General features: G+C 65.4%; 22 protein-coding genes, 1 tRNA gene and 1 pseudogene. 8 read left to right on the forward strand and 16 right to left on the reverse strand.

What is annotated here, in order from left to right; all coding sequences use genetic code 11:
- Positions 1 to 5: 5 nt before the first annotated feature.
- From E5673_RS07550 to E5673_RS07560, 3 genes and pseudogenes are all read right to left on the reverse strand, one after another.
- Positions 6 to 1,148, reverse strand: coding sequence for a hypothetical protein (locus tag E5673_RS07550; protein ID WP_136189507.1), 1,143 nt, complete (start codon positions 1,146 to 1,148; stop codon positions 6 to 8).
- 4 nt (positions 1,149 to 1,152) lie between these two features.
- Positions 1,153 to 2,684: pseudogene (gene ubiB, locus E5673_RS07555) on the reverse strand (2-polyprenylphenol 6-hydroxylase).
- Between the two features lie 7 nt (positions 2,685 to 2,691).
- Positions 2,692 to 3,456 (reverse strand): class I SAM-dependent methyltransferase, encoded by a 765-nt coding sequence (locus E5673_RS07560; protein ID WP_056051226.1) that lies wholly within the window; start codon positions 3,454 to 3,456, stop codon positions 2,692 to 2,694.
- 56 nt (positions 3,457 to 3,512) lie between these two features.
- Here E5673_RS07560 and mutM point away from each other — a divergent pair, with 56 nt between their 5' ends.
- The 3 genes from mutM (at position 3,513) to dnaA (ending at position 6,628) form a co-directional block, all read left to right on the forward strand.
- On the forward strand, positions 3,513 to 4,328 hold the full coding sequence (gene mutM / locus E5673_RS07565; protein WP_136189508.1) for a bifunctional DNA-formamidopyrimidine glycosylase/DNA-(apurinic or apyrimidinic site) lyase: 816 nt from the start codon (positions 3,513 to 3,515) through the stop codon (positions 4,326 to 4,328).
- A 94-nt stretch (positions 4,329 to 4,422) separates the two neighbouring features.
- Entirely contained in the window at positions 4,423 to 4,686 is a 264-nt protein-coding gene (gene rpsT / locus E5673_RS07570; protein WP_031394736.1) for a 30S ribosomal protein S20, read from the forward strand.
- A 427-nt stretch (positions 4,687 to 5,113) separates the two neighbouring features.
- Entirely contained in the window at positions 5,114 to 6,628 is a 1,515-nt protein-coding gene (dnaA, locus tag E5673_RS07575; protein WP_136189509.1) for a chromosomal replication initiator protein DnaA, read from the forward strand.
- 217 nt (positions 6,629 to 6,845) lie between these two features.
- Here the strand turns inward: dnaA and trpS are convergent, their stop codons facing one another.
- Genes trpS through secB form a run of 3 tightly spaced genes read right to left on the reverse strand, consistent with a single transcriptional unit; the run spans position 6,846 to position 9,966 of the window.
- On the reverse strand, positions 6,846 to 7,853 hold the full coding sequence (gene trpS, locus E5673_RS07580) for a tryptophan--tRNA ligase (protein WP_136189510.1): 1,008 nt from the start codon (positions 7,851 to 7,853) through the stop codon (positions 6,846 to 6,848).
- A gap of 9 nt (positions 7,854 to 7,862) precedes the next feature.
- A complete protein-coding gene (gene murJ / locus E5673_RS07585) occupies positions 7,863 to 9,428 on the reverse strand; it encodes a murein biosynthesis integral membrane protein MurJ (RefSeq protein ID WP_136189511.1) in 1,566 nt (521 codons plus the stop codon).
- A 25-nt stretch (positions 9,429 to 9,453) separates the two neighbouring features.
- Positions 9,454 to 9,966 (reverse strand): protein-export chaperone SecB, encoded by a 513-nt coding sequence (gene secB / locus E5673_RS07590; protein ID WP_056062172.1) that lies wholly within the window; start codon positions 9,964 to 9,966, stop codon positions 9,454 to 9,456.
- 168 nt (positions 9,967 to 10,134) lie between these two features.
- Between secB and E5673_RS07595 the strand changes: the two genes are divergently transcribed.
- The 3 genes from E5673_RS07595 to E5673_RS07605 are packed head-to-tail and all read left to right on the forward strand — an operon-like array spanning position 10,135 to position 12,753.
- Complete coding sequence (locus E5673_RS07595; RefSeq protein ID WP_132833291.1) at positions 10,135 to 10,779, forward strand: Tim44/TimA family putative adaptor protein; 645 nt, start codon at positions 10,135 to 10,137, stop codon at positions 10,777 to 10,779.
- 11 nt (positions 10,780 to 10,790) lie between these two features.
- Positions 10,791 to 12,152 (forward strand): murein transglycosylase A, encoded by a 1,362-nt coding sequence (locus E5673_RS07600; protein WP_247599623.1) that lies wholly within the window; start codon positions 10,791 to 10,793, stop codon positions 12,150 to 12,152.
- A complete protein-coding gene (locus E5673_RS07605; protein ID WP_136189513.1) occupies positions 12,127 to 12,753 on the forward strand; it encodes a Smr/MutS family protein in 627 nt (208 codons plus the stop codon). Before E5673_RS07600 ends, E5673_RS07605 begins: the two co-directional genes overlap by 26 nt.
- Before the next feature lie 216 nt (positions 12,754 to 12,969).
- Here E5673_RS07605 and dapE read toward each other — a convergent pair whose 3' ends face one another.
- The 10 genes from dapE to E5673_RS07655 all read right to left on the reverse strand — a co-directional run bounded on the left by dapE (position 12,970) and on the right by E5673_RS07655 (position 21,239).
- Positions 12,970 to 14,085 (reverse strand): succinyl-diaminopimelate desuccinylase, encoded by a 1,116-nt coding sequence (gene dapE / locus E5673_RS07610; RefSeq protein ID WP_136189514.1) that lies wholly within the window; start codon positions 14,083 to 14,085, stop codon positions 12,970 to 12,972.
- Entirely contained in the window at positions 14,082 to 14,753 is a 672-nt protein-coding gene (locus tag E5673_RS07615) for a glutathione S-transferase family protein (RefSeq protein ID WP_136189515.1), read from the reverse strand. The genes dapE and E5673_RS07615 overlap by 4 nt, the downstream gene beginning before the upstream one ends.
- Before the next feature lie 10 nt (positions 14,754 to 14,763).
- Complete coding sequence (locus E5673_RS07620) at positions 14,764 to 15,669, reverse strand: phosphatase PAP2 family protein (RefSeq protein WP_247599624.1); 906 nt, start codon at positions 15,667 to 15,669, stop codon at positions 14,764 to 14,766.
- 263 nt (positions 15,670 to 15,932) lie between these two features.
- Entirely contained in the window at positions 15,933 to 17,384 is a 1,452-nt protein-coding gene (locus E5673_RS07625) for a S41 family peptidase (protein WP_247599625.1), read from the reverse strand.
- 180 nt (positions 17,385 to 17,564) lie between these two features.
- On the reverse strand, positions 17,565 to 18,182 hold the full coding sequence (gene yihA / locus E5673_RS07630; protein ID WP_093399584.1) for a ribosome biogenesis GTP-binding protein YihA/YsxC: 618 nt from the start codon (positions 18,180 to 18,182) through the stop codon (positions 17,565 to 17,567).
- Positions 18,183 to 18,241: 59 nt separating this feature from the next.
- On the reverse strand, positions 18,242 to 19,951 hold the full coding sequence (yidC, locus tag E5673_RS07635; RefSeq protein ID WP_136189517.1) for a membrane protein insertase YidC: 1,710 nt from the start codon (positions 19,949 to 19,951) through the stop codon (positions 18,242 to 18,244).
- The gene (yidD, locus tag E5673_RS07640; RefSeq protein WP_056051180.1) at positions 19,948 to 20,193 is read right to left on the reverse strand and encodes a membrane protein insertion efficiency factor YidD; all 246 of its coding nucleotides are present in this window, start codon (positions 20,191 to 20,193) and stop codon (positions 19,948 to 19,950) included. The genes yidC and yidD overlap by 4 nt, the downstream gene beginning before the upstream one ends.
- A 180-nt stretch (positions 20,194 to 20,373) precedes the next feature.
- The gene (gene rnpA / locus E5673_RS07645; RefSeq protein WP_136191399.1) at positions 20,374 to 20,766 is read right to left on the reverse strand and encodes a ribonuclease P protein component; all 393 of its coding nucleotides are present in this window, start codon (positions 20,764 to 20,766) and stop codon (positions 20,374 to 20,376) included.
- Between the two features lie 2 nt (positions 20,767 to 20,768).
- Positions 20,769 to 20,903 (reverse strand): 50S ribosomal protein L34, encoded by a 135-nt coding sequence (gene rpmH, locus E5673_RS07650; protein ID WP_031393806.1) that lies wholly within the window; start codon positions 20,901 to 20,903, stop codon positions 20,769 to 20,771.
- A gap of 87 nt (positions 20,904 to 20,990) precedes the next feature.
- Entirely contained in the window at positions 20,991 to 21,239 is a 249-nt protein-coding gene (locus tag E5673_RS07655; protein WP_247599627.1) for a hypothetical protein, read from the reverse strand.
- Positions 21,240 to 21,423: 184 nt separating this feature from the next.
- Here E5673_RS07655 and E5673_RS07660 point away from each other — a divergent pair, with 184 nt between their 5' ends.
- Entirely contained in the window at positions 21,424 to 22,932 is a 1,509-nt protein-coding gene (locus E5673_RS07660) for a YifB family Mg chelatase-like AAA ATPase (protein WP_136189519.1), read from the forward strand.
- Between the two features lie 57 nt (positions 22,933 to 22,989).
- Positions 22,990 to 23,074, forward strand: a tRNA-Leu gene (locus E5673_RS07665).
- Positions 23,075 to 23,115 lie beyond the last annotated feature (41 nt).

Below are 23,115 nucleotides of genomic sequence, written 5' to 3' on the forward strand. Positions count from 1 at the left end.
CAGCTCTAGCGGATAACGCGCGTCACCGTAATGCGCCGCGTATCGCTGGCAGCAGCGATCATGTCGCGCAGGCCGTCGACCGCGAACACCAGCCCGACCAGCAACACCGGCGTGGTCATCAGCGCCCAGTAGAAATTGTCGCTCCGCGCGAATAGCGAGATCAGCGCGGCATAGGTGGTGAACACGACCAGCGCGCGCGTCGCGATCGCATCGCGCCACGCGAGCCAGCCGAACAGCGCTGTGCCAAGAACAAGCGAGGCGAGCCATTGCGGCAGGATGTCGAGCCCCGACGAGATCGTCGCAAGCCTGACGTAGAAGCCGAACCCCTCGAGACCGCTCCACCCTTGCGACACGCGGTCGAGCGGACCGCTGACCAGCGACACCGCGTGCGCATGGGCGGCAAGCACCACGGCGAAGACCCCGATCGCCCCGAGCCACCCCAGCGTCTCGCGCCGCTCGCCCTCGACCCACGCGAACACCGCCATGATCGCGACGTACAGCAATGCCGTCTCGCGGATCAGCATCGCCGACAACCCGAACGCGACCGCAGGTAGCCAGTGGCCCGGACGGCGCAACGCCAGCGATAGCGCGATCAACGGCCCCGCCCAAACTTCGTGAAACACCACGAAGCTGGGATCGAGGTTCACGGAAAGCCCGGCGACGACCAGCAAGCCAGCCACACCGAGCGGCACCAGGCCGGTCATTTCCGGACGAAGTCGCACGACCCAGGCGAGGATCGTTCCGACGCACAACGCCAACAGCAGCAGGTTCACCAGTAGCGCGGGCAACGCCGCTTGAATGACTGCTAAGGTCGGCAGGCGGACCGCGAAGAACGGCTTCAGCGGATAATGTCCCATGCGCTGCGTCTCGGCGGCGACGGCGTAATAGGGCGAACCGCCACGCACGCCGGCGACGATCGTATCGTATAGCAGCAGGTCGGTCCGTCCGGGTGGCGGGGCGTCGGATGCGATGGAGGTCGAGGCGCCTGCATCGACGCTAGGTCGCGGGCCGGGCGAGACGATCGCGCTGAGGCAGGCCGCCAGGAATACCAGGAACAGCACGAGCCCGATCCGCGCCTGCGCCGACGGCATGCCCGCGAACCGGGTCGCGCGGGTCGTCCATAATGGAGCGCCGCGGCGCGTTTTCATGCCCTCAACCAAACAGCAGCGTCGTCACGATCCCGGCGGCGGCCGCGAGCACCGCGACCAGGCCATAACGCCACCCCCACCGATCCGAATCACTTCGATTTCGCGCAACGGCATCGTCGGAGGCGCGCCGCCGGGGGCGGGGTAATGCGCCTCGATCCGGCGGACGAGTTCGGGCAGGCGAGTCAGCGTCTGGAAGTCCGCGATCAGGCGGTCGGCGATCATCGCCTCGGGCCCCAGTTCGCCGCGGATCCAGTCGCGGACGAACGGCTCGGCGGCTTCCCACAGGTTGATGTCGGGGTTGAGGCTGGTCGCGACTCCCTCGACCATCACCATCGTCTTCTGGAGCAGCAGCAGATGCGGCTGGGTCACCATGTCGAAATCGCGCGTGATCGAGAACAGGCTGTCGAGCATCATGCCGATCGACATGTCCTTGACCGGCAGCCCGCGCATCGGCTCGCCGACTGCGCGCAACGCGGTGGCGAATTCGGCGACATCATGGTGCGCAGGGACGTAGCCCGCCTCGAAATGGATCTCGGCGACGCGCTTATAGTTGCCGGTGATCAGGCCGTAGAGGATCTCGGCGAGCCAGACGCGTGCGCGGCGGTCGATTCGGCCCATGATGCCGAAGTCGATCGCGGCGATGCGGTTGCCGGGGAGTGCGAACAGGTTTCCCTGGTGCATGTCGGCGTGGAAGAACCCGTCGGCGATCGCCTGACGCAGGAACGCGCGGACCAATGTCTGCGCGAGCGCGGGGAGGTCGTAGCCGGCGGCGACCAGCGCCGCGCGGTCGGACAGCTTGATGCCGTCGATCCACTCGATCGTCATGACCTTGGCTGTCGAGCGCGCCCAGTCGATCGCGGGGATGACGAAATCGGGCTCGGCGGTCATGCCCTCCGCGAGTTCCGAGGCGGACGCGGCTTCGCGGCGGAAGTTGAGTTCGCGAAGCGTCCAGCGCTTGAACGTCTCGATCGTGAGGCGGGGGCGGAGGCGCATCGCCTCGGGGCTGAGCGCCTCGAGTTGCGCAGCGGCCCAGCTGTACGTGTCGATCGCGCGCGCGAAATCGTCCTCGACGCCGGGGCGGAGAACCTTGACCGCGACCTGGCGGCCATCGGTGGTGACGGCGCGGTGGACCTGCGCGATCGACGCGGCGCCGACCGGAATCGGTTCGATCCGCGAGAACAACGTCTCGAGCGGCTTGCCGAAGCTTGCCAGCATCGCCGCTTCGATCGTCTCGTAGGAGACGGGGGAGAGCTGGTCCTGGAGCCGGAGCAGATCCTGCGCGGCCTCTTCGCCGACAAGATCGGGGCGGGTGGCGAGCGTCTGCCCGAGCTTGATCGCCGCGGGCCCGATCGCCTGGAACGCATCGGCGTAGCGCGGCACGGCGGGGACGCGCGCACCGAACCGCGCGATCCGTGCGAGGCGACGGACCGGGGCTGGGGTGTTCGGGTCGCGTTCGATCCCGCGCAGCGCGCCGTGGCGTGCGAGAATGCGACCCCATTTGAGGAGGCGCCAGACGTGCGTGGTTGAAGCCGTCACAGTTGGATCAAATCTTCCAGCCGCTGTGGATCGCAACGAGCCCGCCCAGCAACGGCTCGACCTTGGTCTGCACGAAGCCGGCATCCGCGATCATGCCCTTGAACTTGGGCATGTCCGGGAAGCGGCGGATCGATTCGATCAGGTAGCGATAGCTGTCCGCATCCTGCGCCAGAAGCTGACCAAGCTTCGGGACCATCTTGTGCGAATAGGCATCGTACACTTCGGCGAACCCGGGCCACACGGTAGTCGAGAATTCCAGGCAGTAGAACCGCCCGCCGCGGCGCAGGACGCGGTGCGCTTCGCGCAAGGCCTTGGGGATATCCGTCACGTTACGGATGCCGAACGCGATCGTGTACGCGTCGAAGAACTTGTCGGGGAAGGTCAGCGTCTCGGCATTGGCTTCGGTCCAGACCAGGCCGTCGATCCCGCGCTTCTGCGCGCGCTGCATGCCGACTTCGAGCATCTGCGGGTTGATGTCGGCGACCGTGATCGACGCGCCCGACGGCTCCATGCGGAAGGCGATGTCGCCCGTGCCGCCGGCCATGTCGAGGATCTGCTCGCCTTCGCGCGGCTTTACGCGGCGGACGAAACGGTCCTTCCACAGCCGGTGCATGCCACCCGACATCGCATCGTTCATCAGGTCGTATTTCCCTGCGACGTTCGAGAAGACGCCGCCGACGCGGGCGGTCTTCTCGGTGGCGGGGATGTCTTCGTAGCCGAAGGAGACGGTATCGGGCGTGAGTGCGGGCGCGGGCGCGATCAAGTCGTTCATATCCTGCGCTCTAGCCGCGCCTTGTGGCGCGAGCAAACGCAACCTAGCTGCAAACCGTGCCAGAATTACCAGAAGTCGAAACCACCGTGCGCGGGCTGGAGCCCGTGCTGAAGGGCCAGCGCCTGACCTCGGTCGAGCCGCGTCGTGCCGACCTGCGGAAAGCGATCCCGGTCGATCTGCGCCAGCGGATGACGGGCGCGACCGTGACGCACTTGGGCCGCCGCGCCAAATACGGGCTGATCGATACCGATCGCGGCGACACGCTCGTCTTCCATCTTGGCATGTCGGGGCGATGGCGAGTCGATCCGAGTGAACTCCTCGCGCACGACCATCTGTTGATCGGCACCGCGGCGGGGCGGACGGTGGCGCTCAACGATCCGCGACGCTTCGGCTTTCTCGATCTGTGGGCGACGGACGACATCTCGAACTACCCGCCGTTCCTCAGCATGGGGCCGGAGCCGCTCGGGCCCGATCTAACCGCCGCGTATTTGCTGGAAGTGCTTGAGGGGCGGGGGGCGTCGATCAAGGCGATGCTGCTCGACCAGCGAATCGTCGCGGGTCTCGGCAACATCTATGTGTGCGAAGCGCTGCACATGGCGAAGATCGCGCCGTCGCGCGCGGCGGGGCGGATCTCGCTGTTTCGACTCGAGCGACTCGTCGAGGCGATTCGTACGGTGCTGACGGCCGCGATCCTCGCGGGTGGCTCGTCGCTGCGTGATTACGTCCGGCCCGATGGCGAACTCGGCTATTTCTCGAAGCAGTGGCGCGTCTATGGGCGTGAGGGCGAGCCGTGCGAATGCGGTGCTACCGTGAAGCGGCGGACGGAGGGCGGGCGCTCGACCTTCTGGTGTCCGAAGTGCCAACGCGGTTGACGATCTAGGACAAAGTGGGTAGGGCCGCGGCTTCGAGAGGGCGTAGGAGCAATCCGGCGCCCCTTTTTATTCATTCGAACATCCAGAGGGCTTCATGGCGAACACGCCGCAGGCGAAAAAGCGTATCCGTCGCAACGACCGTCGCGCGGAAGTGAACGGCAACCGCGTCGGCCGTATCCGTACCTTCATCAAGAAGGTCGAGGCCGCATTGGCATCGGGCGACAAGGGCGCAGCGACCACCGCACTCGCAGCGGCACAGCCTGAGCTTCAGCGTGGCGTCGCCAAGGGCGTGCTGCACAAGAACACCGCGAGCCGCAAGTTCGCGCGTCTGACCAAGGCCGTGACCGGGCTCGCCTAAGCGACCGATCATTGTCGAAGCTGATCACCCGTCGGGACCTTCCCGGCGGGTTTTTTGCGTCTGCGAAGGGAACCGGCGGGGAGTCCGCATAACCCTAGGATTCGCCACGATTCGTGTGGTCGAGAATCACGTCACGCAATCGCGGAAATTGCAAAAAATGCGTAAAGACAGCGACTTATAAAAATATCGACGCATTTCCGCGGCTTGGTCAAGTCAACCCGCTTTATTTCGAAAATGTGACGCGTCGGGGCCTTGCTAGGATCGTCGATCGCTTCATAACGGGGCTCACAGCGACGGTGGTTTCCACCGCTGCATCAACAAACAGGGCGAAGATGCCGGATGACCCTTGGGGTCGTCAGGGGGACCATTTTCTGTCGGGACTATATCACCCGCGCGAGCAATCTTGCGGGGTCGGAGAAGTGTGCGCGTGACGAAGTGGCAAGGATCTGTGACGCATGCGAGCGAGGCCGAAAAGGCCTGGGCCCGCGTTCGTACGTCCTTGCGCGAGTCGGCGGGTGCGCGGTTGTTCGAACAGTGGTTGAAGCCGATCGAGCTGATCCCGGGCGAGGACCGCGACACGATCCGGCTCGCGCTGCCATCGGCGTTCATGACCAATTGGGTCCGCAATCACTACGCCGACCGGCTGGTGCTCGAATTCAAGCAGATCCTGCCCAACGTCCGCACCGTCCAGATCGAGACCCGGGCACCGGGTCGCGCAGCCGTCGTGCTGGCGATCGAACCGGTGGCCGACGCCATTCCCGCGAAGGCCGTTGCCGATCCGCTACCGGTCGAAACCAAGCCGACTCCCAAGCCGGTTGCCGAGCCTGTGCAGGCAACAATGAAGTTCGGCGTCGATCCGTCGCTGAAGCCAGCGCCGGCGCCCGTCGTGACGTTGGCGCCGGTCGGCGTGCCCGCCGAGCGGCCACCGCTTGACCCGCGATACACCTTTGCGCGATTCGTCGTCGATCCGTCCAACAAGGTGGCGTTCAACGCGGCCAAGGTGCTCGCCGAGCCTGGCCCCGTCCGGTTCAGCCCGTTGTTCCTCCACAGCGGCACGGGGCAGGGCAAGACCCACCTCATGCACGCGATCGGTCACGCGTTCCTCGAGCATAACCCACACGCGATCGTGCTGTGCATGTCCGCCGAGCGCTTCATGTACGATTTCGTCGCGTCGATGCGCGCGCGCGATACGCATGCGTTCAAGCAGCGGCTGCGCGGGGCCGACCTGCTGCTGATCGACGATCTCCAGTTCATCGCCGGCAAGGACGCGACCCAGGAAGAATTCTTCCACACCGTCAACGAGATCATGGCGGCGGGCAAGCGGCTGGTGATCTCCGCCGATCGCTGCCCGCAGGCGCTCGAAGGCGTCGAGGCGCGGATCATCAGCCGGATGTCGGTCGGTCTCGTCGCGGACATCAAGGCGCCCGACCTGACGCTGCGTCGGACGATCCTCGACCGCAAACTGGTCGACCTGCCCGACATGCGCGTGCCGACCGACGTGCTCGACCTGCTCGCGGCGCGTATCCACGCGAACATTCGCGAGCTGGAAGGCGCGCTGAACCGCGTGGTCGCGTATGCGCAGCTGACCGGCGACACGATCGACCTCGACTTCGCGGTGGCGACGCTCGGCGAAGTTCTCCGCGGCGCGCAGAAGCGCGTCACGATCGACGAGATCCAGAAGCTCGTCTCCGCACACTTCGAACTGAAGCCGCTCGACCTGATTTCGGCGCGGCGCGCGCGGGCTGTCGCGCGGCCGCGGCAGATCGCGATGTATCTGGCGAAGCGGCTGACGACGCGGTCGCTGCCGGAAATCGGGCGCAAGTTCGGTGGCCGCGATCACTCGACGGTGATCCATGCGGTGCGGAAGATCGAGGAACTGCGCGACTCGGACCGCGATATCGACGCTGCGGTCCGCGTGCTGATGCGCGAGTTGGAAGGCTAGGCTTTCCCTCCGTGTTCTCCCGCGAAGGCGGGAGCCCGGACTGGACCCCCGTCTTCGCGGGGGAACACGCTAGTGTGCGCGATATCGCGCCTGTAGCAGCGTGACCCGGCACACCAAAAACTCCCCCGTCATCCTGACGAAAGTCAGGATCCAGAGTTACGGACGCTGCCCTTTATGGCTCTGGATCCTGACTTTCGTCAGGATGACGGAATGGGGGTTAGACCTGCAACCCCATCGCGTCTTGCGTCTGCTTCAACACCGGTGCTGCCAGCGCGCGCGCTTTCTCCGCGCCCGCCTGCAACACCGCCGTCACCGCGCTGCGGTCATCGAGCAGCCGCACCATCTCATCACGGATCGGCCCGAGCTTCGCCACCGCCAGATCCGCCAGCGCAGGCTTGAACGCGCCGAAGCCTTTCCCGCCGAACTCGCCGAGCACCGTCGCCACGTCGCTATCCGCCAACGCCGCGTAGATCGTCAGCAGGTTGCGCGCCTCGGCCCGGTCGCCCAGTTCCTCGACCGTCGCCGGCAACACGTCCGGGTCGGTCTTCGCCTTGCGGAACTTGTCGGCGATCGTGTCGTCGCTGTCGATCAGCTTGACCACCGACTGCTCGGACGGGTTCGACTTCGACATCTTCGCCGACGCATCGCGCAAGGACATGATCCGCGGCGCGGCATTGCTGATCAGGGGGGCGGGCAGCGTGAACAAGTCCACGCCGTAGTCGCCGTTAAATTTCGTCGCGATGTCGCGCGCGAGTTCGAGATGCTGCTTCTGGTCCTCGCCGACCGGCACGTGCGTCGCGTTGTAGAGCAGCACGTCGGCCGCCATCAGCACCGGATAGTCGTACAGCCCGACGCTCGCGCCCTCGCGGTTCTTGCCCGCCTTGTCCTTGAACTGCGTCATCCGGTTCAGCCAGCCGACGCGCGCGACGGTATTGAGCAGCCACGCCATCTCGCTATGCGCCGGCACACGCGCCTGGTTGAACAGGATCGACTTCGCCGGATCGATCCCGGCGGCGATCATGGTGGCTGCGACCTCGATCGTGTGCGCCGACAACTCCGCCGGCGCGATCCATTCGGTCGGCGCGTGGAGATCGGCGATGAAGAACATCGACTCGCCACCCTGCGCCGCGACGTCGTCCTGCAGCGTCACCCACTGCTTCACCGCCCCCAGGTAATTGCCGAGATGGAGATTACCGGTGGGCTTGATGCCGGAGACGACGCGCATGGAAAAACCTTACTTGGAACGACGCAGAAGCGTGGAGATGTCGCCCAGCCGGAACGCGCCGGTGAGCAATGTCGCGATCGCATAGACGACACCGCCGGTCGCGACCAGCACGAGCATCGCCCCCCAGCGCTCGACGCTGGCCCCCGTTACGAACGGCTGGAACAGGTCGTTGAGGAAATACATCACGACACCCATGATCAGCGCAGCGACCAGCAGCCGCCACGTCCGCCGTCGCAGCCGCGCGTCGGGCGTGAAGTGGCCGCGCCGGACGAGCGTGCGGTACAGCATCGCGACGTTCACCGTGCTGGCGATCGCGGTGGCGAGCGGCGGGCCCATATGGCCCAGCGGCTTGATGAAGGCGAGGTTGAGCACGAGGTTCACGACCATCGACATCGTCGCATACCGCACCGGCGTGCGGGTGTCGGAGCGCGCGTAATAGCCGGGCGTGAGAACCTTCACGAGGATGTACGACGGCAGCCCGATTGAGAAGGCGGCAAGCGCCTGCGCCGTCAGCACACTGTCTTGCAGCGCGAACTTGCCGTGCTGGAACAGCGCGCCGACGATCGGCGTGCCGCAGACGATCAGCGCGACCGTCGCGGGCAGCGTCAGGAACAGCGCGAGTTCCATGCCGCGGTTCTGCGTCGCCATTGCCTCGGCGTCCTCGCCGCGACCGAGCTGACGCGAAATGGTGGGGAGCAGGACAGTGCCGAGGCCGATGCCGATCAGGCCCAGCGGGAGCTGATTCAGCCGATCAGCGAAATAGATGTACGAGACGGAGCCGGCCGGCAGCAGCGCAGCGGCAAGCGCGGTCGAAACAACGAGGTTGATCTGCACCGCGCCGGCACCCGCGGCGGCAGGCCAGATCAGCGACATCAGCTTCTTCACGTCGGGGTTGAGCTGCGGACGCTTCAACCGAAGCTTCACGCCCGACGCCCGGCACGCCCATATTAACCATCCGAGCTGCAATGCCCCCGATACCGTTACCGCGATCGCTTGGTTGCGTGCGGTCAACAGCGGCTGGTGTTCGTGGAACAGCAGCAGCGCCGCAATCAGCGTCGCGTTGAGCAGGATCGGTGCCGCGGCATTGATCCAGAATTTATGCAGCGAATTGAGGATACCGCCGAGCAGTGACACGAGGCTGATCAGCAGCAGATAGGGCAGGGTGATCCGCGACAGTTGGACGACATAGTCGAACCGCTCAGCACTCGCGCCATTGAACCCGAAGGTCAGCAGCCACGTCATCGGCCACGCCGCGAGTTCGAAGATCGCGGTCATCAGGATCAGCGTCGGCAGCAGCACCGACAGCGCGTCCTCGGCGAACGCGATCCCGTCGGGCAGCCCGCGGCCATCCTTGTCGCCGACCTTCCGATTGAACATCGGAATGAACGCCGCAGAGAACGCGCCCTCGGCAAAGAGCGCGCGGAACATGTTGGGGAGGCGGAACGCGATCAGGAATGCGTCGGACGCAAATCCCGCACCGACGAACCGCGCGAACAGCGAGTCGCGCACCAGCCCCAGGATGCGGCTGGCGAGCGTCAGCCCGCCGACCGATCCCAGCGCCTTGGCAAGATTCATCTAAACGCGCTCCGCCTCCGGTCGATCAGGCCTGGCCGAAATCGCCGACATTGGGCTGGATGCCCTGCTGCTCGGACTGCTGGAGGTACAGTTGCGAGAAATCGATCGGCTCGAGCAGCAGCGGCGGGAAGCCACCGTCACGCACCGCATCCGACAGCACGCGGCGCGCGAACGGGAACAGCAGGCGCGGTGCCTCGCCCAGCAGGAACGGCTGGACATGCTCCGCCGGGATGTTGCGCAGTCCGAACAGGCCCGCGTACGAAAGATCGACGATGAACGCGACCTGGCCCTCGCTCTCGGCGCGGACGTCGATCTTCAGCACGACCTCGTGCACTTCGTCGCCCACCTGCGCCGCGCCGATGTTGAACTGCACGTCGATCGCAGGCGGGGTCTGATTCTGGTAGACGGCCGGCGCGTTCGGGTTCTCGAACGACAGGTCCTTGACGTATTGCGAGATCAGCCCGGCAGCGGGGACCGTGTCTTCACCGTTCGCAAGAGCCTGGTCGGGCATGGTGAAGCCGTTGTCCTGATCATCCATTCGTCGTGTCCTTAGAGAATAAGCGGAAAATTGGGACCGAAGCGGACCGCTTGCGCGTTCTGTTCGATCGAGGTGGTGCGAGTAGCAGTGCCGAAGGGGCGTTTCAACGGGCGCGGGTTTGAATAGCTGCGGGTTTGCCCTATGTTGAAGCGAAGATCGGAGGCACGGTTGTTTTACGTAGTTCTTCTCGCGATGGTTGCAGGCTTCTTGGCGATGCGACTCTACAGCGTGCTCGGCAAGCGGACAGGGCATGAGCAGCCCCTGCCGCGTGCGGCCGAGGACCGTCCTGCGCTCGCCGCCGTGCCGCGAACCGTCGAGGCGGTTCCAGATGCGCGCGAAGTCGCCAATCGCAACTTGGAGCCCAAGGCGGAGCCTGGTCTGCGGGCGATCGTCGCCGGCGAGCCCGGTTTCGATGTCGCGCGCTTTCTAGAAGGTGCGCAGGCCGCGTACCGCATGGTGCTCGAAGCCTTCTGGAAGGGTGACGAGGACGCGCTGGCCGATCTCGCAGTTGACGATGTCCGTGCGGCGTTCGTCGAGGCGATCGAAGCGCGGCGCGAGGCTGGGGAAGTGCTCGACAACCGTCTCGTGTCGATCGAGCGTGCGCTGATCGCCGATGCAACTCTCACGGGTCGCGAGGCGCGTATCACGGTCCGGTTCGATGCGGACATCGCAGCCGTCACGCGCGACGCGGAGGGCAATGTCCTTGCGGGGTCGCTGACCGATGCGGTCGAGACGCACGACGTCTGGACGTTCGCTCGGACGCTGAAGAGCAGCGATCCGAACTGGAAGCTTGCGGACACCGACGAAGCCTGATGGGTCGGGGCATGGGGGGAAGGCTCGGCGGTCTAGGACTGCCGATGCTTATGGCGACGCTTTTGAGTGCGTGTGTTGGTGGTGTCGAACCACCACGGTCGGGTCCGCCACCGGTGGACCGGACAGATGATCGGTCGGATGATCGACCAAGCGAATCCGTTCGCGTGCATCCGTCGCGCGATACCGGCGCATCGCCTAACATTCGCGGTATCCAGTCGCCCGCCCGGATCGTCGGTGCGGTGCCGATGCTAGCATCGCCGGTCGTGCCGGCGATCGAACCTGCGAACGCTGCCGCTGCCGGTATAATTCCGGGTCCGCCGATCGCGAGCCTCCCGATCGACGATGTGCAGGCGCAGGCGGCGTTCTCCGCGTTTGTCACGAGTTGTCCGTCGCTGGTGCGTCGTAACGACGCGTCCGGGCTGACGCGCGGCGCGGATTGGCAGCCGGCCTGTACCGCAGCGGCATCGACCGATCGCCGCGATGCTCGGACATTCTTTGCGCAGTGGTTCGAGGCCGCGCAGGTCGGCGACGGCAAGGCGTTCGCGACGGGCTATTACGAGCCCGAGATCGCCGGTTCGCTGGAGCGGCGTGACGGCTATGCGCCGATCTATGCGCGTCCGAACGACCTCATCGACGTCGATCTCGGCGCATTCTCGACCAGTCTCAAGGGCAAGAAGATCCGCGGTCGCGTCGATCGCAGCAACTTGGTGCCCTATTACGATCGCACTGCGATCGAGCAGGGCGCGCTATCGGGCAAGGCGCCGATCCTCGCTTGGGCGCGCGATCCGGTCGAGCTGTTCTTCCTTCAGATCCAGGGCTCGGGGCGGCTGCGATTGCCCGACGGCGAGATATTGCGGATCGGTTACGCGACACAGAACGGCCGCGATTATACCGGTATCGGCGCGCTGATGAAGTCGCGCGGGTTGCTCCAGCCGGGTCAGACCTCGATGCAGGGCATCGTCGCATGGCTCCACGCGCATCCGGCCGAGGGGCAGGCGATCATGCGCGAGAACAAGAGCTTCGTGTTCTTTCGCGAACTCGAGGGCGCACCGCTGGGGGCACTTGGCTTGCCGGTCACTGGCCAGGTCAGCGCGGCCGCCGACGTCAAGTTCGTGCCGCTCGGCGCGCCCGTGTTCCTGTCGCTCGATCGTCAGGACGCGAGCGGCCTGTGGATCGCGCAGGATACCGGCGGCGCGATCAAGGGCAGCAATCGTTTCGACACGTTCTGGGGTGCGGGCGCGGCGGCAGAGGCGACCGCCGGCGGCATGGCCGGACGCGGCACCGCGTACCTGCTGCTGCCAATCGGCACTGTGGCGCGCCTGAACGGCCAAGCGAATGGGGCGCGATATGGCGGGCCGTCCGCTCAACCCTGATGAGGCGCAGCTCTGGGCGCGCGTGATGGCGAGCGTGCGTCCGATGCGTGCGGTCGCCGTGCGTATTCCCGAGCGCGCGCCGCCGTTGCCGCCTCCACCCAAGCCGATCATCGGTCCCAACGGCAAGATCGTGCCCGCACCGCCTGCGCCGATGGGGCGGGTAAAGCCGCTCGTCCGTACCGTGGTCACGCCGTACGCGGCGCGGGCGGGGGGCGAGCCCGTGGTTGCGCGGCCTGTAGCCAAACCCATCACGGCCAACACGCTAGATGGCGGCTGGGACAAGAGGCTCACGCGGGGTGTAGTAAGTCCCGACAGCTCGATCGACCTGCATGGCCACACGCTGGCGTCCGCCCATGCACTGCTCGACGTCGGCTTGGGCCGGGCGATCGCGCGCGGCGACCGCGTGTTGCTGCTGGTGACGGGCAAGCCGCCCCGCCCCGAAAGCGAACGCCCGCACGCGAGAGGCGCCATCCGGTCCGCAGTCGCCGACTGGCTGGCCGGCTCGCGACATGCCGACTCGATCGCTGCGGTACGTGGCGCGCATCCGCGGCATGGCGGGCAGGGGGCGCTGTATATCGTCCTGAGGCGGGGGCGGGATTAGCTCGGGGATAGGATTGGTGAGGTTCGGTCCCCACGATCGTTACCGCAGTTTGGCAATCATATGGTGATCGGCAGCCTGTGGATTTGAGTAAGTTTCGGCACATCTACTTCCCCCCTCCCTGGAAGGGAGGGGCAGGGGGTGGGTCGGCTTCCGCGAATGCATACGGTGCGGCTCAAGCGGGCCTACCCAACCCCAACCACCCCTTCTAGTAAGGCGCTAGTCGAGCGCCCGCCTGATCACGTCCGCATAAATATCCGTCAGCGCCAGCAAATCCTCGACCGCGACCGCCTCATCAACCTTGTGCATCGTCGCATTGATCAACCCGAACTCCACCACCGGGCAAAGCTTCGACAGGAAGCGCGCGTCGGACGTGCCCCCGGTGGTCGACAGTTCCGGGGTGACCCCGGTCGCGCCCACGATGGCGTCCGACAACAGCGTCGAGAACGCACCCGGCTCGGTAAGAAACGCTTCGCCCGACACCTTGCCCGTCACCACCACGCCGGGCGCATGACGCTCGGCGATCGCGCGGATACGCTCGATGAGGTCCGCCCCGCGGTGGCGATCGTTGAACCGGATGCTCAACCGCGCGGAAGCCTTGGCGGGAATGACGTTGTGCGCCGGGTTGCCGACCGCGATGTCGGTGACCTCGATGTTCGACGGCTGGAACCAGTCGGTCCCCTTGTCGAGTACCACGGTCTCGATCTCGGCCAGGATGGCGATCAGCCGCGGGATCGGATTGTCGGCGAGATGCGGGTAGGCGACGTGCCCCTGCCGCCCCGGCACCTCGATCCAGATGTTGACCGACCCACGCCGCCCGATCTTCACCATGTCGCCCAGCCGCACGGTCGAGGTCGGTTCACCGACCAGACATAGATCGGGCACGACTCCCCGCACCGCCATCCGCTCCATCATCGCAACGGTGCCGTAGGTCGCGGGTCCCTCTTCATCACCGGTGATGATGAGCGAGAGCGTCCCGGCATCGCTCCGGCTCGCGGCCGCAACGAAGGCAGCAACCGCACCCTTCATATCGACAGCGCCGCGTCCGTAGAGCAACCCGTCTCGGATTTCGCCAGACCAGGGCGAGCCGGTCCAGCCTTCGCCGGGGGGGACCACGTCGACATGCCCGGCAAACGCCAGATGCCGCGGTCCATCGCCGCGCACGGCCAGCAGATTCTCGACCGGACCGTCGGGCGCTTCGCCGACCGTGAACCGATCGACCGCAAACTTCAGCGGGACGAGCGCCGCTTCAAGCACATCGAACACCGCACCGCGCGCAGGCGTGACGCTGTCGGCGCGAAGCAGCGCCTGCGTGAGCGCAACCGGATCGATCATGCAGGCGTCGGCACCGGCTGCTCGAATTGTTCGAGGACCCATTCCTCTTCCTGCGCCGCGGCGATCCAGTCCTGCATGAACGGATGCTCGAACATCGCCTGCATGTACCCCGCCGCAAACCGCGCGATCGGCAGCTGGTACGTGACGATCCTCGTCACGAGCGGCGCGAACATTATATCTGCCGCCCCAAACTGGCCGAACAGGAAATCGCCCTCGCCGCCAAAGCGTGCGCGTGCCTGCGCCCAGATTTCCATGACCCGCTGCAATTCGAGGAGCACGTCGTCGTCGGGCGTCTGCGCTGGGAACACCTGGCGGACGTTCATGCTGTGCTTGCGACGCAGCGCGGCAAAGCTCGAATGCATCTCGGCCGCCATTGACCGGGCCATCGCACGTGCCGCGTTGTCCTCGGGCCAGAAACGCTCGCGCCCGACCTTGTCGGCGAGATAGTCGACGATCGCCAGACTGTCCCATACCACCGCGTCGCCGTCCCACAGGATCGGCACCTTGCCGGACGACGGCGCGAACTCGTCGCCTGAGCGGCGCTTTTCCCAGTTGGAATCGTACATCGGCACGACCACCTCCTCGAAGGGAAGACCGGATTGCTTGCAGGCGAGCCAGCCGCGGAGCGACCAGGACGAATAGGCCTTGTTGCCGATGATCAGTTTCATGGGGTGTGGACTAGCGGGGCAGGCGGGTCGCGGCAACGCCATTGGCGCTGGTTTGACGTGCGGTGCTACGTGGCATGAGGCGGTGCAGTGTCGCGATCGCCGCCAGCGCGACGATCGTGCCAAGCAGGATGTCGATCAGGTAATGCGTACCCTCGACGGGCGTCGACAGCAGCATAGCCGCGTTCAGGGCAAGCACCGGCCAGCGCAGCCGCGGCAGGCGCCACGCGGCGTTAATGTAGAGCGTCGCAGCGGCGGCATGGAAGCTCGGTGCCGACACGATGCCGCGCAGATGGCCGAGGTCGACCACCCGCACGCTGTGATCGCGGAGTGCAGGTATCAGCCCATGCTGCCATTGCTCGCTCTCGGGCATATAGGCGATTGGTTGATGCCACAGATACGAGAACGGACCGATCGCCGGCATGAAGGCGTAGAGGATCAGCGTACCGATCGCGGTCAGCCAGAACGTCGCGAGGAACCGGTGCGCGGCGACGCGGTCACCTGTGTAGGCAAAGGTCGCGAACAGGATCGCGGGCGTCAGGTAGATGCTGCGATATGCCGCTAGACCAAGCGTTTGCAGGACCGGGGTCTCTGCCACAAGCCGATACCATGCAAGCCAGTCGAAATGCAGCAGCGCATCGATCCGCTGGAGTGCCGCATCGTGGAACCCATGCGTCAGCGCCGCGACCGGGTAGCTCGCCACCGCGCCCATCAGTGCCAGCATGGTGAAGACGCCAAAATACTCGGCGCAGTCGGCGACTGCACGTGCATGTCGCCAAGGTCGGTCGCGGAGCCCGAAGCGAAGCCCCAGGAGGACGATTCCGCTAAAGTAGAACGGGATATTGTCTGCGTCGTACGGATCGATCGACAGGCCGGCGACGTGCATCAGTACCGTCAACATCGCCAGGCTGAGGATCATCCCACCTCCGATCCACCATCCATAATCGGGCACGCTATCGTGTGCAGGCAGCGCCCCGCGGTGGATGTCGGCGGGCAGCCGCGGGGTAGTTGCAATCGAAACGTCATTCATGGTCGGCGAACGCGTATCACATACGGGGGAACAAGCGACCCTCGTCGGCTGAATCGGCTTTCGCTTGGCTGAATGGTAATGAACGACGAGGGTTGCCCTGCCGTCGGACAACGCTCGCTATAGCCACGGTTTCACGTTCTCGGTCGCTGGCTTCAGAACGAACCGGGGACCATCCGTTGCGCAGTGGTCGGTACTGCGGGGATCAGCAAGTCTTGGCGGGTGCCAGCCGTGGTTCGTGCAGACTGCGCGTTGACGTCGCTGGTGATCGCTGAGCAACTGCGTCCCGCAAGAAAGTCGAGCGCGCGACGCGTTGACGCCTCGCGCGCGTCGCCAAGTGGGAAGCCGATATCGTCGGTCGCGCGACAGGTAGCTTCCACGGTCGACGCGAGGCCGTCGAAGTAATTGCCGTTGCGCGCCGCGTTCTGCGTCGCGAACGCAATCACGCGCAGACGATCGTCGCAGGCGGGCTTGTCCAGGGCGATCTGGCCGACAGGCTTGCCGTATGTGTTCGTCCCGATCAGCGCGGAATTGCCGTGAAGATACGGTGTGAACGCATTGATCAAAAGTTCGCTCGCCGATGCGGTACCGCCGCTGCCGATGAATGCGATCCGCGTCGGCGCGATAGACTCGGGTTGTGGCGCGAAGAACCGCGTCTCGTTGTTCGAGGCCTTCTCCGTGCGGAACGTCGTATAGTCGAACACCTCGGACGTTGATCGCCCCCCACCAAGGAGGTCGCCGAGATACTCCGACGTCGCGACGAGGCCACCGCCATTGTAGCGCAGGTCGATGATGACCTTCGTCACGCCCTGCGCACGGAAATTCGCGAACGCTGTTTTCAGCGGGGGTTCGGCCGTGGAGATGAACGTGCGCAAGTTGATGTAACCGACGCGCTGACCGCTATCCTCGATGATCTTCGCGCCGTACCGCGACGAGACCGGCAGCAGCGAGAAGTCGGCCTTGGCGACGGTCACGTCCCGTGTACCGGCAGCGTCCGAGACACGAAAAACGCGCGCCGTACCGGTCGTGTCGGGACCGAATGCGGTGGTCAGCCCGGCCGTGCCCTCGGCACTAATGATGGCACTAACGGTCCGCAGATTGCTCGATGTCGTACCGATCGCGAGGATCTCGGCACCGCGGTCGATCCCGGCGGCAAGGGCGGGAGCGCCCTCGAACGATTCCGCCGCGAAGAGCCGCTGGCCGGTCCGGTCGAGCGCGAACCGGATACCGAAACCAGCGCTCGATCCCGAGGCGTAATAGGCGTTCTCTTCCTTGATCGACGTCAGGTAGGTGAAGAACCGATCCTTGCGTTGCGCCCGCGCGGTCGCGGTTAGTGCATCGATATAGCTATCGACTGTCGTGTACCCCGCAGGGCTCAAGGTCGCAGGCAGCGTATCAGGGAACAGATACCATTCGCGCAGCTGTGCGGCGGCCCAGTCCTGGCGTTCGCGCAACGAACAGCCCGCGGTTGCGGTCGGCGTGGGTGTCGGCGTAACGCCAATGGCGCCACCGGCACCACCACCGGTCGAGTTCGTATTGCCGTCGCTACCTCCGCAGCCCGACAGCATCGCAGCTATCGCCAGCATTGTCCCGAACCGTGCCCGCATTGCCTAATCTCCACCCGTTCGACGGAGGCTACGGAATTCGCCGTACGATGCTAGCAGGAAATCGAAGATTGATCCGATGTCGGCAGATTTTGACGGTGCGGCTGGCAGTATACCCGCCAGCGTCACCTGCCATCGCCATTATGACGGGGTAGGAAGGGCCCGAGTCTGCAGACTATGCCGTTAGCTGACCGCTTCGACGACGGCCGCGCGGAGTTCGGGAATGCCCATGCCGTACTCGCTGGACGTGACGAGGATGTCGGGATGTGCGGCCGGACGCTTGCGCGCCTCGATCGCGGTGCGCTCGGTGACGTCGACCAGTTCGGACGCCTTGATCTTGTCCGCCTTGGTCAGGACCATGCGGTAGCTGACCGCGGCCTTGTCGAGCATCTCGAGAATCTCGCGGTCGACGTCCTTGATGCCGTGGCGTGAGTCGATCAGCACGAGCGCGCGCTTCAACACGTCACGCCCGCGGAGGAAATCGTTGATCAGGAAACGCCATTTCTTGACGACGTCCTTGGGCGCCTTGGCGAACCCGTAGCCGGGCATGTCGACCAGGCGAAACGCGAGCGGCGCTCCGACGTCGAAGAAGTTCAGCTCCTGCGTGCGGCCCGGCGTGTTCGACGTGCGCGCCATCGAATTGCGCCCGGTCAGCGCGTTCAACAGCGATGACTTGCCGACGTTCGAGCGACCGGCGAACGCTACTTCCGGCACCGACGCGTCGGGCAGGAACTCAAGCGTCGGCGCCGACTTTAGGAAGCCCACATGGCCCGCGAACAGCTTCCGCGCATGCTCCAGCATCTCCGGCGTAAACGGCGCGTCGGTCTGCTCGAGATCGGGACCTAAGTTGGGAACGTCGTTCACTTGGTCACCGGCACTTTCAGGCCCGGATGGCGGGCGTAGAGCAGCTTCTGTTGGATGATCGTCAGGCAGTTCGACGTGATCCAGTACACCTGGAGGCCGACCGCGAACGGCGCCATGACGAACATCAGCACCCATGGCAGCAGCTTGAAGACCTGCTTCTGCGTATCGTCCATCGGCGTCGGGTTCAGCTTGAACTGGAAGTACATGCTGATGCCCAGGATGATCGGCACGACACCGATCGCGATCATGTGCGGCGGCGTGAACGGCAGCAGGCCGAACAGGTTGAGCGGCGTCAGCGGATCGGGCGCGGACAGATCCTTGATCCACGCGACGAACGGCTGGTGACGCATCTCGATCGTCAGCATGAGCACCTTGTACAGCGCGTACATGATCGGAATCTGCAGCAGCGTCGGGGCGCAACCGGCGAGTGGATTGACCTTCTCCGCCTTGTACAGCGCCATCACTTCCTGCTGCATGCGGACCTTGTCGTCCTTATACTTCTCCTGCAGCAGCTTCATTTTCGGCTGGACGGCGCGCATCGCGGCCATCGACTTGAACTGGCGCTGGGCGATCGGGAACAGCAGGCCGCGGATCGTCACGGTCAGCAGGATGATCGCGACGCCGAAGTTGCCGACCATGCGGAACAGCCAGTCGAGATAGTAGAAGATCGGCTTCTCGACGATCCGGAACCAGCCCCAGTCGATCGCGTAATCGAGCTTGGCAACGCCGCCGGCCTGATCGGTGTAGCGATCGAGCAGCCGGACTTCCTTGGCGCCGGCGAAGAAGCGCGAGACCTGCGTGATCGACTGGCCGGGTGCGACCTGTTTGGGCTGGAGCGCGTAATCGGCCTGGTACGACTTGTTGGCGCCGGCGCGGAACTGGCCGTCGAACGCCTGACCTTGGTCTGGGGTGATCGCGGTCAGCCAGTATTTGTCGGTGAAGCCGAGCCAGCCGCCGGTCGTCGTGAACTTCTGCGCGGCCTCGTCGATGTCCTTGTAGTTCGGACGATAATGCGCGCCGCCATTGTCGACCGACATCGGCCCGACATGGATCGTCATCGACGACGGATCCTTCGAGATTCCGACGCGGTTAACGAGGCCGTAGGTGGCTACAGGGACGGGCGCGGTGCCGGCGTTGAGGACGGTCTGGCGTACCGTGAACATGTAATCCTGGTCGACCGCGATCTGGATACGGAAGCGCTGGCCGGTAGCGTTGGTCGCGTCGAGCGTGACCGGCGTGGTCGGCGTCAGCGTGGTCGCGCCCGAGGGCGTCCAGACGGCATCAGCGGCAGGCGGGGTCAGGCCCTGCGCACGCCAGCCGAAGCTTGCGAAATACGCGTCGGGCGCACCGGCGGGCGACAGCAGGCGGATCGGCGGCGAGTTTTTCGCGACCGTCTCATCATAGCCCTTGAGCACGAGATCGTCGATCCGCGCGCCCTTCAGGTTGATCGAGCCGGACACGCGGGGCGTCTCGATGCGGATGCGCGGGGTGCTGGCGATCACGGCGTTGCGATCGCCGATCGCGGCGGCACCGTCTGCGGCCGGATCGGCGGCGGGGTTCGCGACGGCCTTGGTCTTGCCGCCCTCGATCCGCGTGACCGGCGGATTCGCGGTCGGGAAGAACTTGCCCTGGATCAGCGGCCATCCGAACAGGATCAGCGCCGCGATCACCGCGAACAGCACGAAATTCTGCTTGTCGTCTTTCACAGGGCGGCGTCTTTCAGTTTCTTGTCGATATCTGGGACCGGATCGGGGCCGTACCCGCCCCACGGATGGCAACGCGCGATACGCTTCGCCGCCAACCAGCCCCCCTTGAGCGCGCCATAGCGCCCAACGGCCTCGATTGCATAGGCGGAACACGAAGGATCGTAGCGGCAGCTCGATGGCAGAACGAGCGAGGGCCCGAGTTGCCAAGCGCGAGCGAGGAGGATGAGTAGGCGGGCTAGCATGTCAAAACTGACGTTCGCCCACGCCACAAGACTGTTTCCCCGCGAAGGCGGGGACCCAGACTGGGCTCCCGCCTTCGCGGGAGAACAAGGGTAAGGATGAAACGTTTCGGCAAATATTAACCACCCCGGCGGAGGCCGGGGCGCAATTGGGGGGCAGTGGTAACAGATGGCGGCCCGTCATCACGGCCGCTTTCCCAATTGGGCCCCGGCCTTCGCCGGGGTGGTGGGGTGCTCTGGCGTCGCGGAAGCAGGTTGAGGCGTGACCTTACGGAACGCCTTACCGAGCTCGGTCCGCAACAAAGCGTAATCCCGCTCGACCCCGCCGTTGCGCCCGATCAACACATGGTCAGCCCCGGCAACGCCGCGCTCCGCCAACAGCTCACGCGCCAACGCCCGCAACCGCCGTTTCATGCGGTTCCGGACGACGGCGTTGCCGATCTTCTTGGTGACGGTGAAGCCGATTCGCATCGTCTCGTCACCGTCATCGCGGGGTCGCATGAGCAGGACGAATCCTGGCATCGGTGCGCGCTTCCCCGCATTCGCCGCGAGAAAATCGCGGCGTTTGTCTAGAATGGTTAGGCCGACAGCTTCTTGCGACCGCGGGCGCGGCGTGCGTGGATCACTGCCCGGCCGCCGACCGTCGCCATCCGTGCGCGGAAGCCGTGACGGCGTGCGCGTACCAGGTTGCTCGGCTGAAAGGTCCGCTTCATTGGTCATTCCCTAGGTCATCAAATAGAAAACGGCCGCCACGGGGACGGCCTTGATGGCTGGGCGCTTACGGAAAGGGCGGCGGTAAGTCAATTCGCACCCGTCGTAACGGTCGCGTTTTTGGCAGCCTTGGCCCGCTCATGCCGCCGCATCGCGCTCTGCCGCCGCATCATCCGGTCGACGAAATGCCCGGTGCGGGGCCAACGCCGCTTCAACCGCGCCCATTTGAGCCGCGCCCAGCGCGAATTGCGCAGGATCAGCACCATTCCACCCGCGAACAGGAATATCCCCGCAGGCCCCGGCAGCGGTGCGAGCAGCGGCGCGCTCAGGATCAACATTATTCCGAGCACCAATTGGCCGAAGCGAAGAACGGGGGAGCGGACTGCTTTCACGGAAGGCATGTGGGTCCGGTGTATTAGGTTCGCAAGACGGCGTGATCGGAGAGTTCCGTGCCGCCCGTCCTTGCAGACATGGCAAATCGGGTATGAATAAGGCGTGACGTCATGTCGCAGGGGAGCGGGCATGGCGGCGATCGTAGCGACGGTGGCATATCTTGGGCTGGAGGCGCGCGCGGTCGAGGTGCAAGTCCAACTGATTCCGGGACTTCCTGCGTTCAACGTGGTTGGGCTGGCGGATAAGGCGGTCGGTGAAAGCCGCGAACGCGTACGCGGTGCGATCGCCGGGATGGGGCTGTCGCTGCCGCCGAAGCGCATCGCGGTGAACCTGTCGCCCGCCGATCTGCCGAAAGAAGGATCGCATTTCGATCTTCCTATCGCGCTGGCGTTGCTGGCGGCGATGGGGGTGGCCGATGCTGAGGCGCTGGCGGACTATGTGATCGTTGGCGAGCTTGGCCTTGATGCGCGGATCACGGCGTCGCCGGGAGTCCTGCTCGCGGCATTGCACGCGTCGGAGGTGGGGAAGGGGCTCGTATGCCCCGCCGCGCAAGGTTCGGAAGCGGCATGGGCAGGCGAAATCGAGGTTATCGCTGCACCCGACCTGCTGTCATTGCTCAACCACTTCAAGGGCCACGGCCTGCTCAGCCCACCCAAGCCGGGAATCGCAGAGCACGCCGACCACGGTCCAGACCTGCGGCAGGTGAAGGGGCAGGAAACCGCCAAGCGCGCGCTGGAGATCGCAGCCGCCGGATCGCATAATCTCTTGATGGTTGGGCCCCCTGGCTCGGGCAAGTCGCTGATGGCTTCGTGCCTGCCCGGCATCCTGCCACCGCTCGACCCCGCCGAGGCGCTCGAGGTGTCGATGGTGCAATCGGTAGCGGGCACGCTTTCCGGCGGCCGCCTGACCCGCACGCGTCCCTTTCGTGCCCCGCACCATTCCGCCTCGATGGCGGCACTCACCGGGGGCGGGCTGAAGGTGAAGCCGGGGGAGGTCAGCCTCGCACATCTCGGCGTGCTCTTCCTCGACGAACTCCCGGAGTTCCAGCGCGCCGTCCTCGATTCGCTGCGCCAACCGCTTGAGACGGGCACGGTCAGCGTCGCCCGTGCCAACGCGCACGTCACCTTTCCTGCGCGCGTACAGTTGATCGCCGCGATGAACCCGTGTCGGTGCGGCCACCTCGGCGACGCGAGCCTGGCCTGCGCGAGGGCCCCGAAATGCGCCGCGGATTATCAGGCGAAGGTGTCGGGTCCGCTACTCGACCGAATCGACCTGCACATCGACGTCCAGGCGGTCAGCGCCGCCGACCTGATCCTTCCGCCGCCGACCGAAGGCTCGGCAGAGGTTTCCGCCCGCGTTTCCGCCGCCCGAGCGATCCAGACCGAGCGATACCGCGACCACCCGGTTCGTACGAATGCGGAGGCGGATGGCGCGCTGCTCGACGCCGTTGCCACGCCCGACGAAGCCGGCCGCAAACTCCTCGCCCACGCCGCCGAAGCGATGCGCCTGACCGCGCGCGGCTACACCCGCATCCTCCGCGTCGCCCGCACCATCGCCGATCTCGCGGGCAGCGATACCGTCGGTCGTATCCACATTGCCGAGGCGCTAAGTTACCGCCGTCAGCCGCCCCGAAGCTAAAGGCGCAACTAAACCCGCTTGCGGCGGACGAAAGCTTCGTCTAGCCAACCCGCCGCTGCCCCTGTGGCGAAATTGGTAGACGCGACCGACTCAAAATCGGTTGCCGCAAGGCATGCTGGTTCGATTCCGGCCAGGGGCACCATCTCTTTCCAACGATTGCGCGTCCACCTTCGGGACGAGCCG

Origin of the sequence: Sphingomonas sp. PAMC26645 (genome assembly GCF_004795835.1) — a bacterium.
Lineage (GTDB): Bacteria > Pseudomonadota > Alphaproteobacteria > Sphingomonadales > Sphingomonadaceae > Sphingomonas.

Bases quoted from the DNA above. Each gene is read 5' to 3' on its own strand.
- E5673_RS07655 (WP_247599627.1), bottom strand. From the start codon at position 21,239: ATGTTGATCCTGAGCGCGCCGCTGCTCGCACCGCTGCCGGGGCCTGCG.
- E5673_RS07560 (WP_056051226.1), bottom strand. From the start codon at position 3,456: ATGAACGACTTGATCGCGCCCGCGCCCGCACTCACGCCCGATACCGTC.
- yihA (WP_093399584.1), bottom strand. From the start codon at position 18,182: ATGCTGGAGCATGCGCGGAAGCTGTTCGCGGGCCATGTGGGCTTCCTA.
- E5673_RS07625 (WP_247599625.1), bottom strand. From the start codon at position 17,384: ATGCGGGCACGGTTCGGGACAATGCTGGCGATAGCTGCGATGCTGTCG.
- E5673_RS07550 (WP_136189507.1), bottom strand. From the start codon at position 1,148: ATGAAAACGCGCCGCGGCGCTCCATTATGGACGACCCGCGCGACCCGG.
- E5673_RS07605 (WP_136189513.1), top strand. From the start codon at position 12,127: ATGGCGGGCCGTCCGCTCAACCCTGATGAGGCGCAGCTCTGGGCGCGC.
- E5673_RS07660 (WP_136189519.1), top strand. From the start codon at position 21,424: ATGGCGGCGATCGTAGCGACGGTGGCATATCTTGGGCTGGAGGCGCGC.
- trpS (WP_136189510.1), bottom strand. From the start codon at position 7,853: ATGCGCGTCGTCTCCGGCATCAAGCCCACCGGTAATCTCCATCTCGGC.
- E5673_RS07620 (WP_247599624.1), bottom strand. From the start codon at position 15,669: ATGATCCTCAGCCTGGCGATGTTGACGGTACTGATGCACGTCGCCGGC.
- E5673_RS07615 (WP_136189515.1), bottom strand. From the start codon at position 14,753: ATGAAACTGATCATCGGCAACAAGGCCTATTCGTCCTGGTCGCTCCGC.
- secB (WP_056062172.1), bottom strand. From the start codon at position 9,966: ATGGATGATCAGGACAACGGCTTCACCATGCCCGACCAGGCTCTTGCG.
- dapE (WP_136189514.1), bottom strand. From the start codon at position 14,085: ATGATCGATCCGGTTGCGCTCACGCAGGCGCTGCTTCGCGCCGACAGC.
- rpmH (WP_031393806.1), bottom strand. From the start codon at position 20,903: ATGAAGCGGACCTTTCAGCCGAGCAACCTGGTACGCGCACGCCGTCAC.
- rpsT (WP_031394736.1), top strand. From the start codon at position 4,423: ATGGCGAACACGCCGCAGGCGAAAAAGCGTATCCGTCGCAACGACCGT.
- murJ (WP_136189511.1), bottom strand. From the start codon at position 9,428: ATGAATCTTGCCAAGGCGCTGGGATCGGTCGGCGGGCTGACGCTCGCC.
- E5673_RS07600 (WP_247599623.1), top strand. From the start codon at position 10,791: ATGGGGGGAAGGCTCGGCGGTCTAGGACTGCCGATGCTTATGGCGACG.
- yidD (WP_056051180.1), bottom strand. From the start codon at position 20,193: ATGCTAGCCCGCCTACTCATCCTCCTCGCTCGCGCTTGGCAACTCGGG.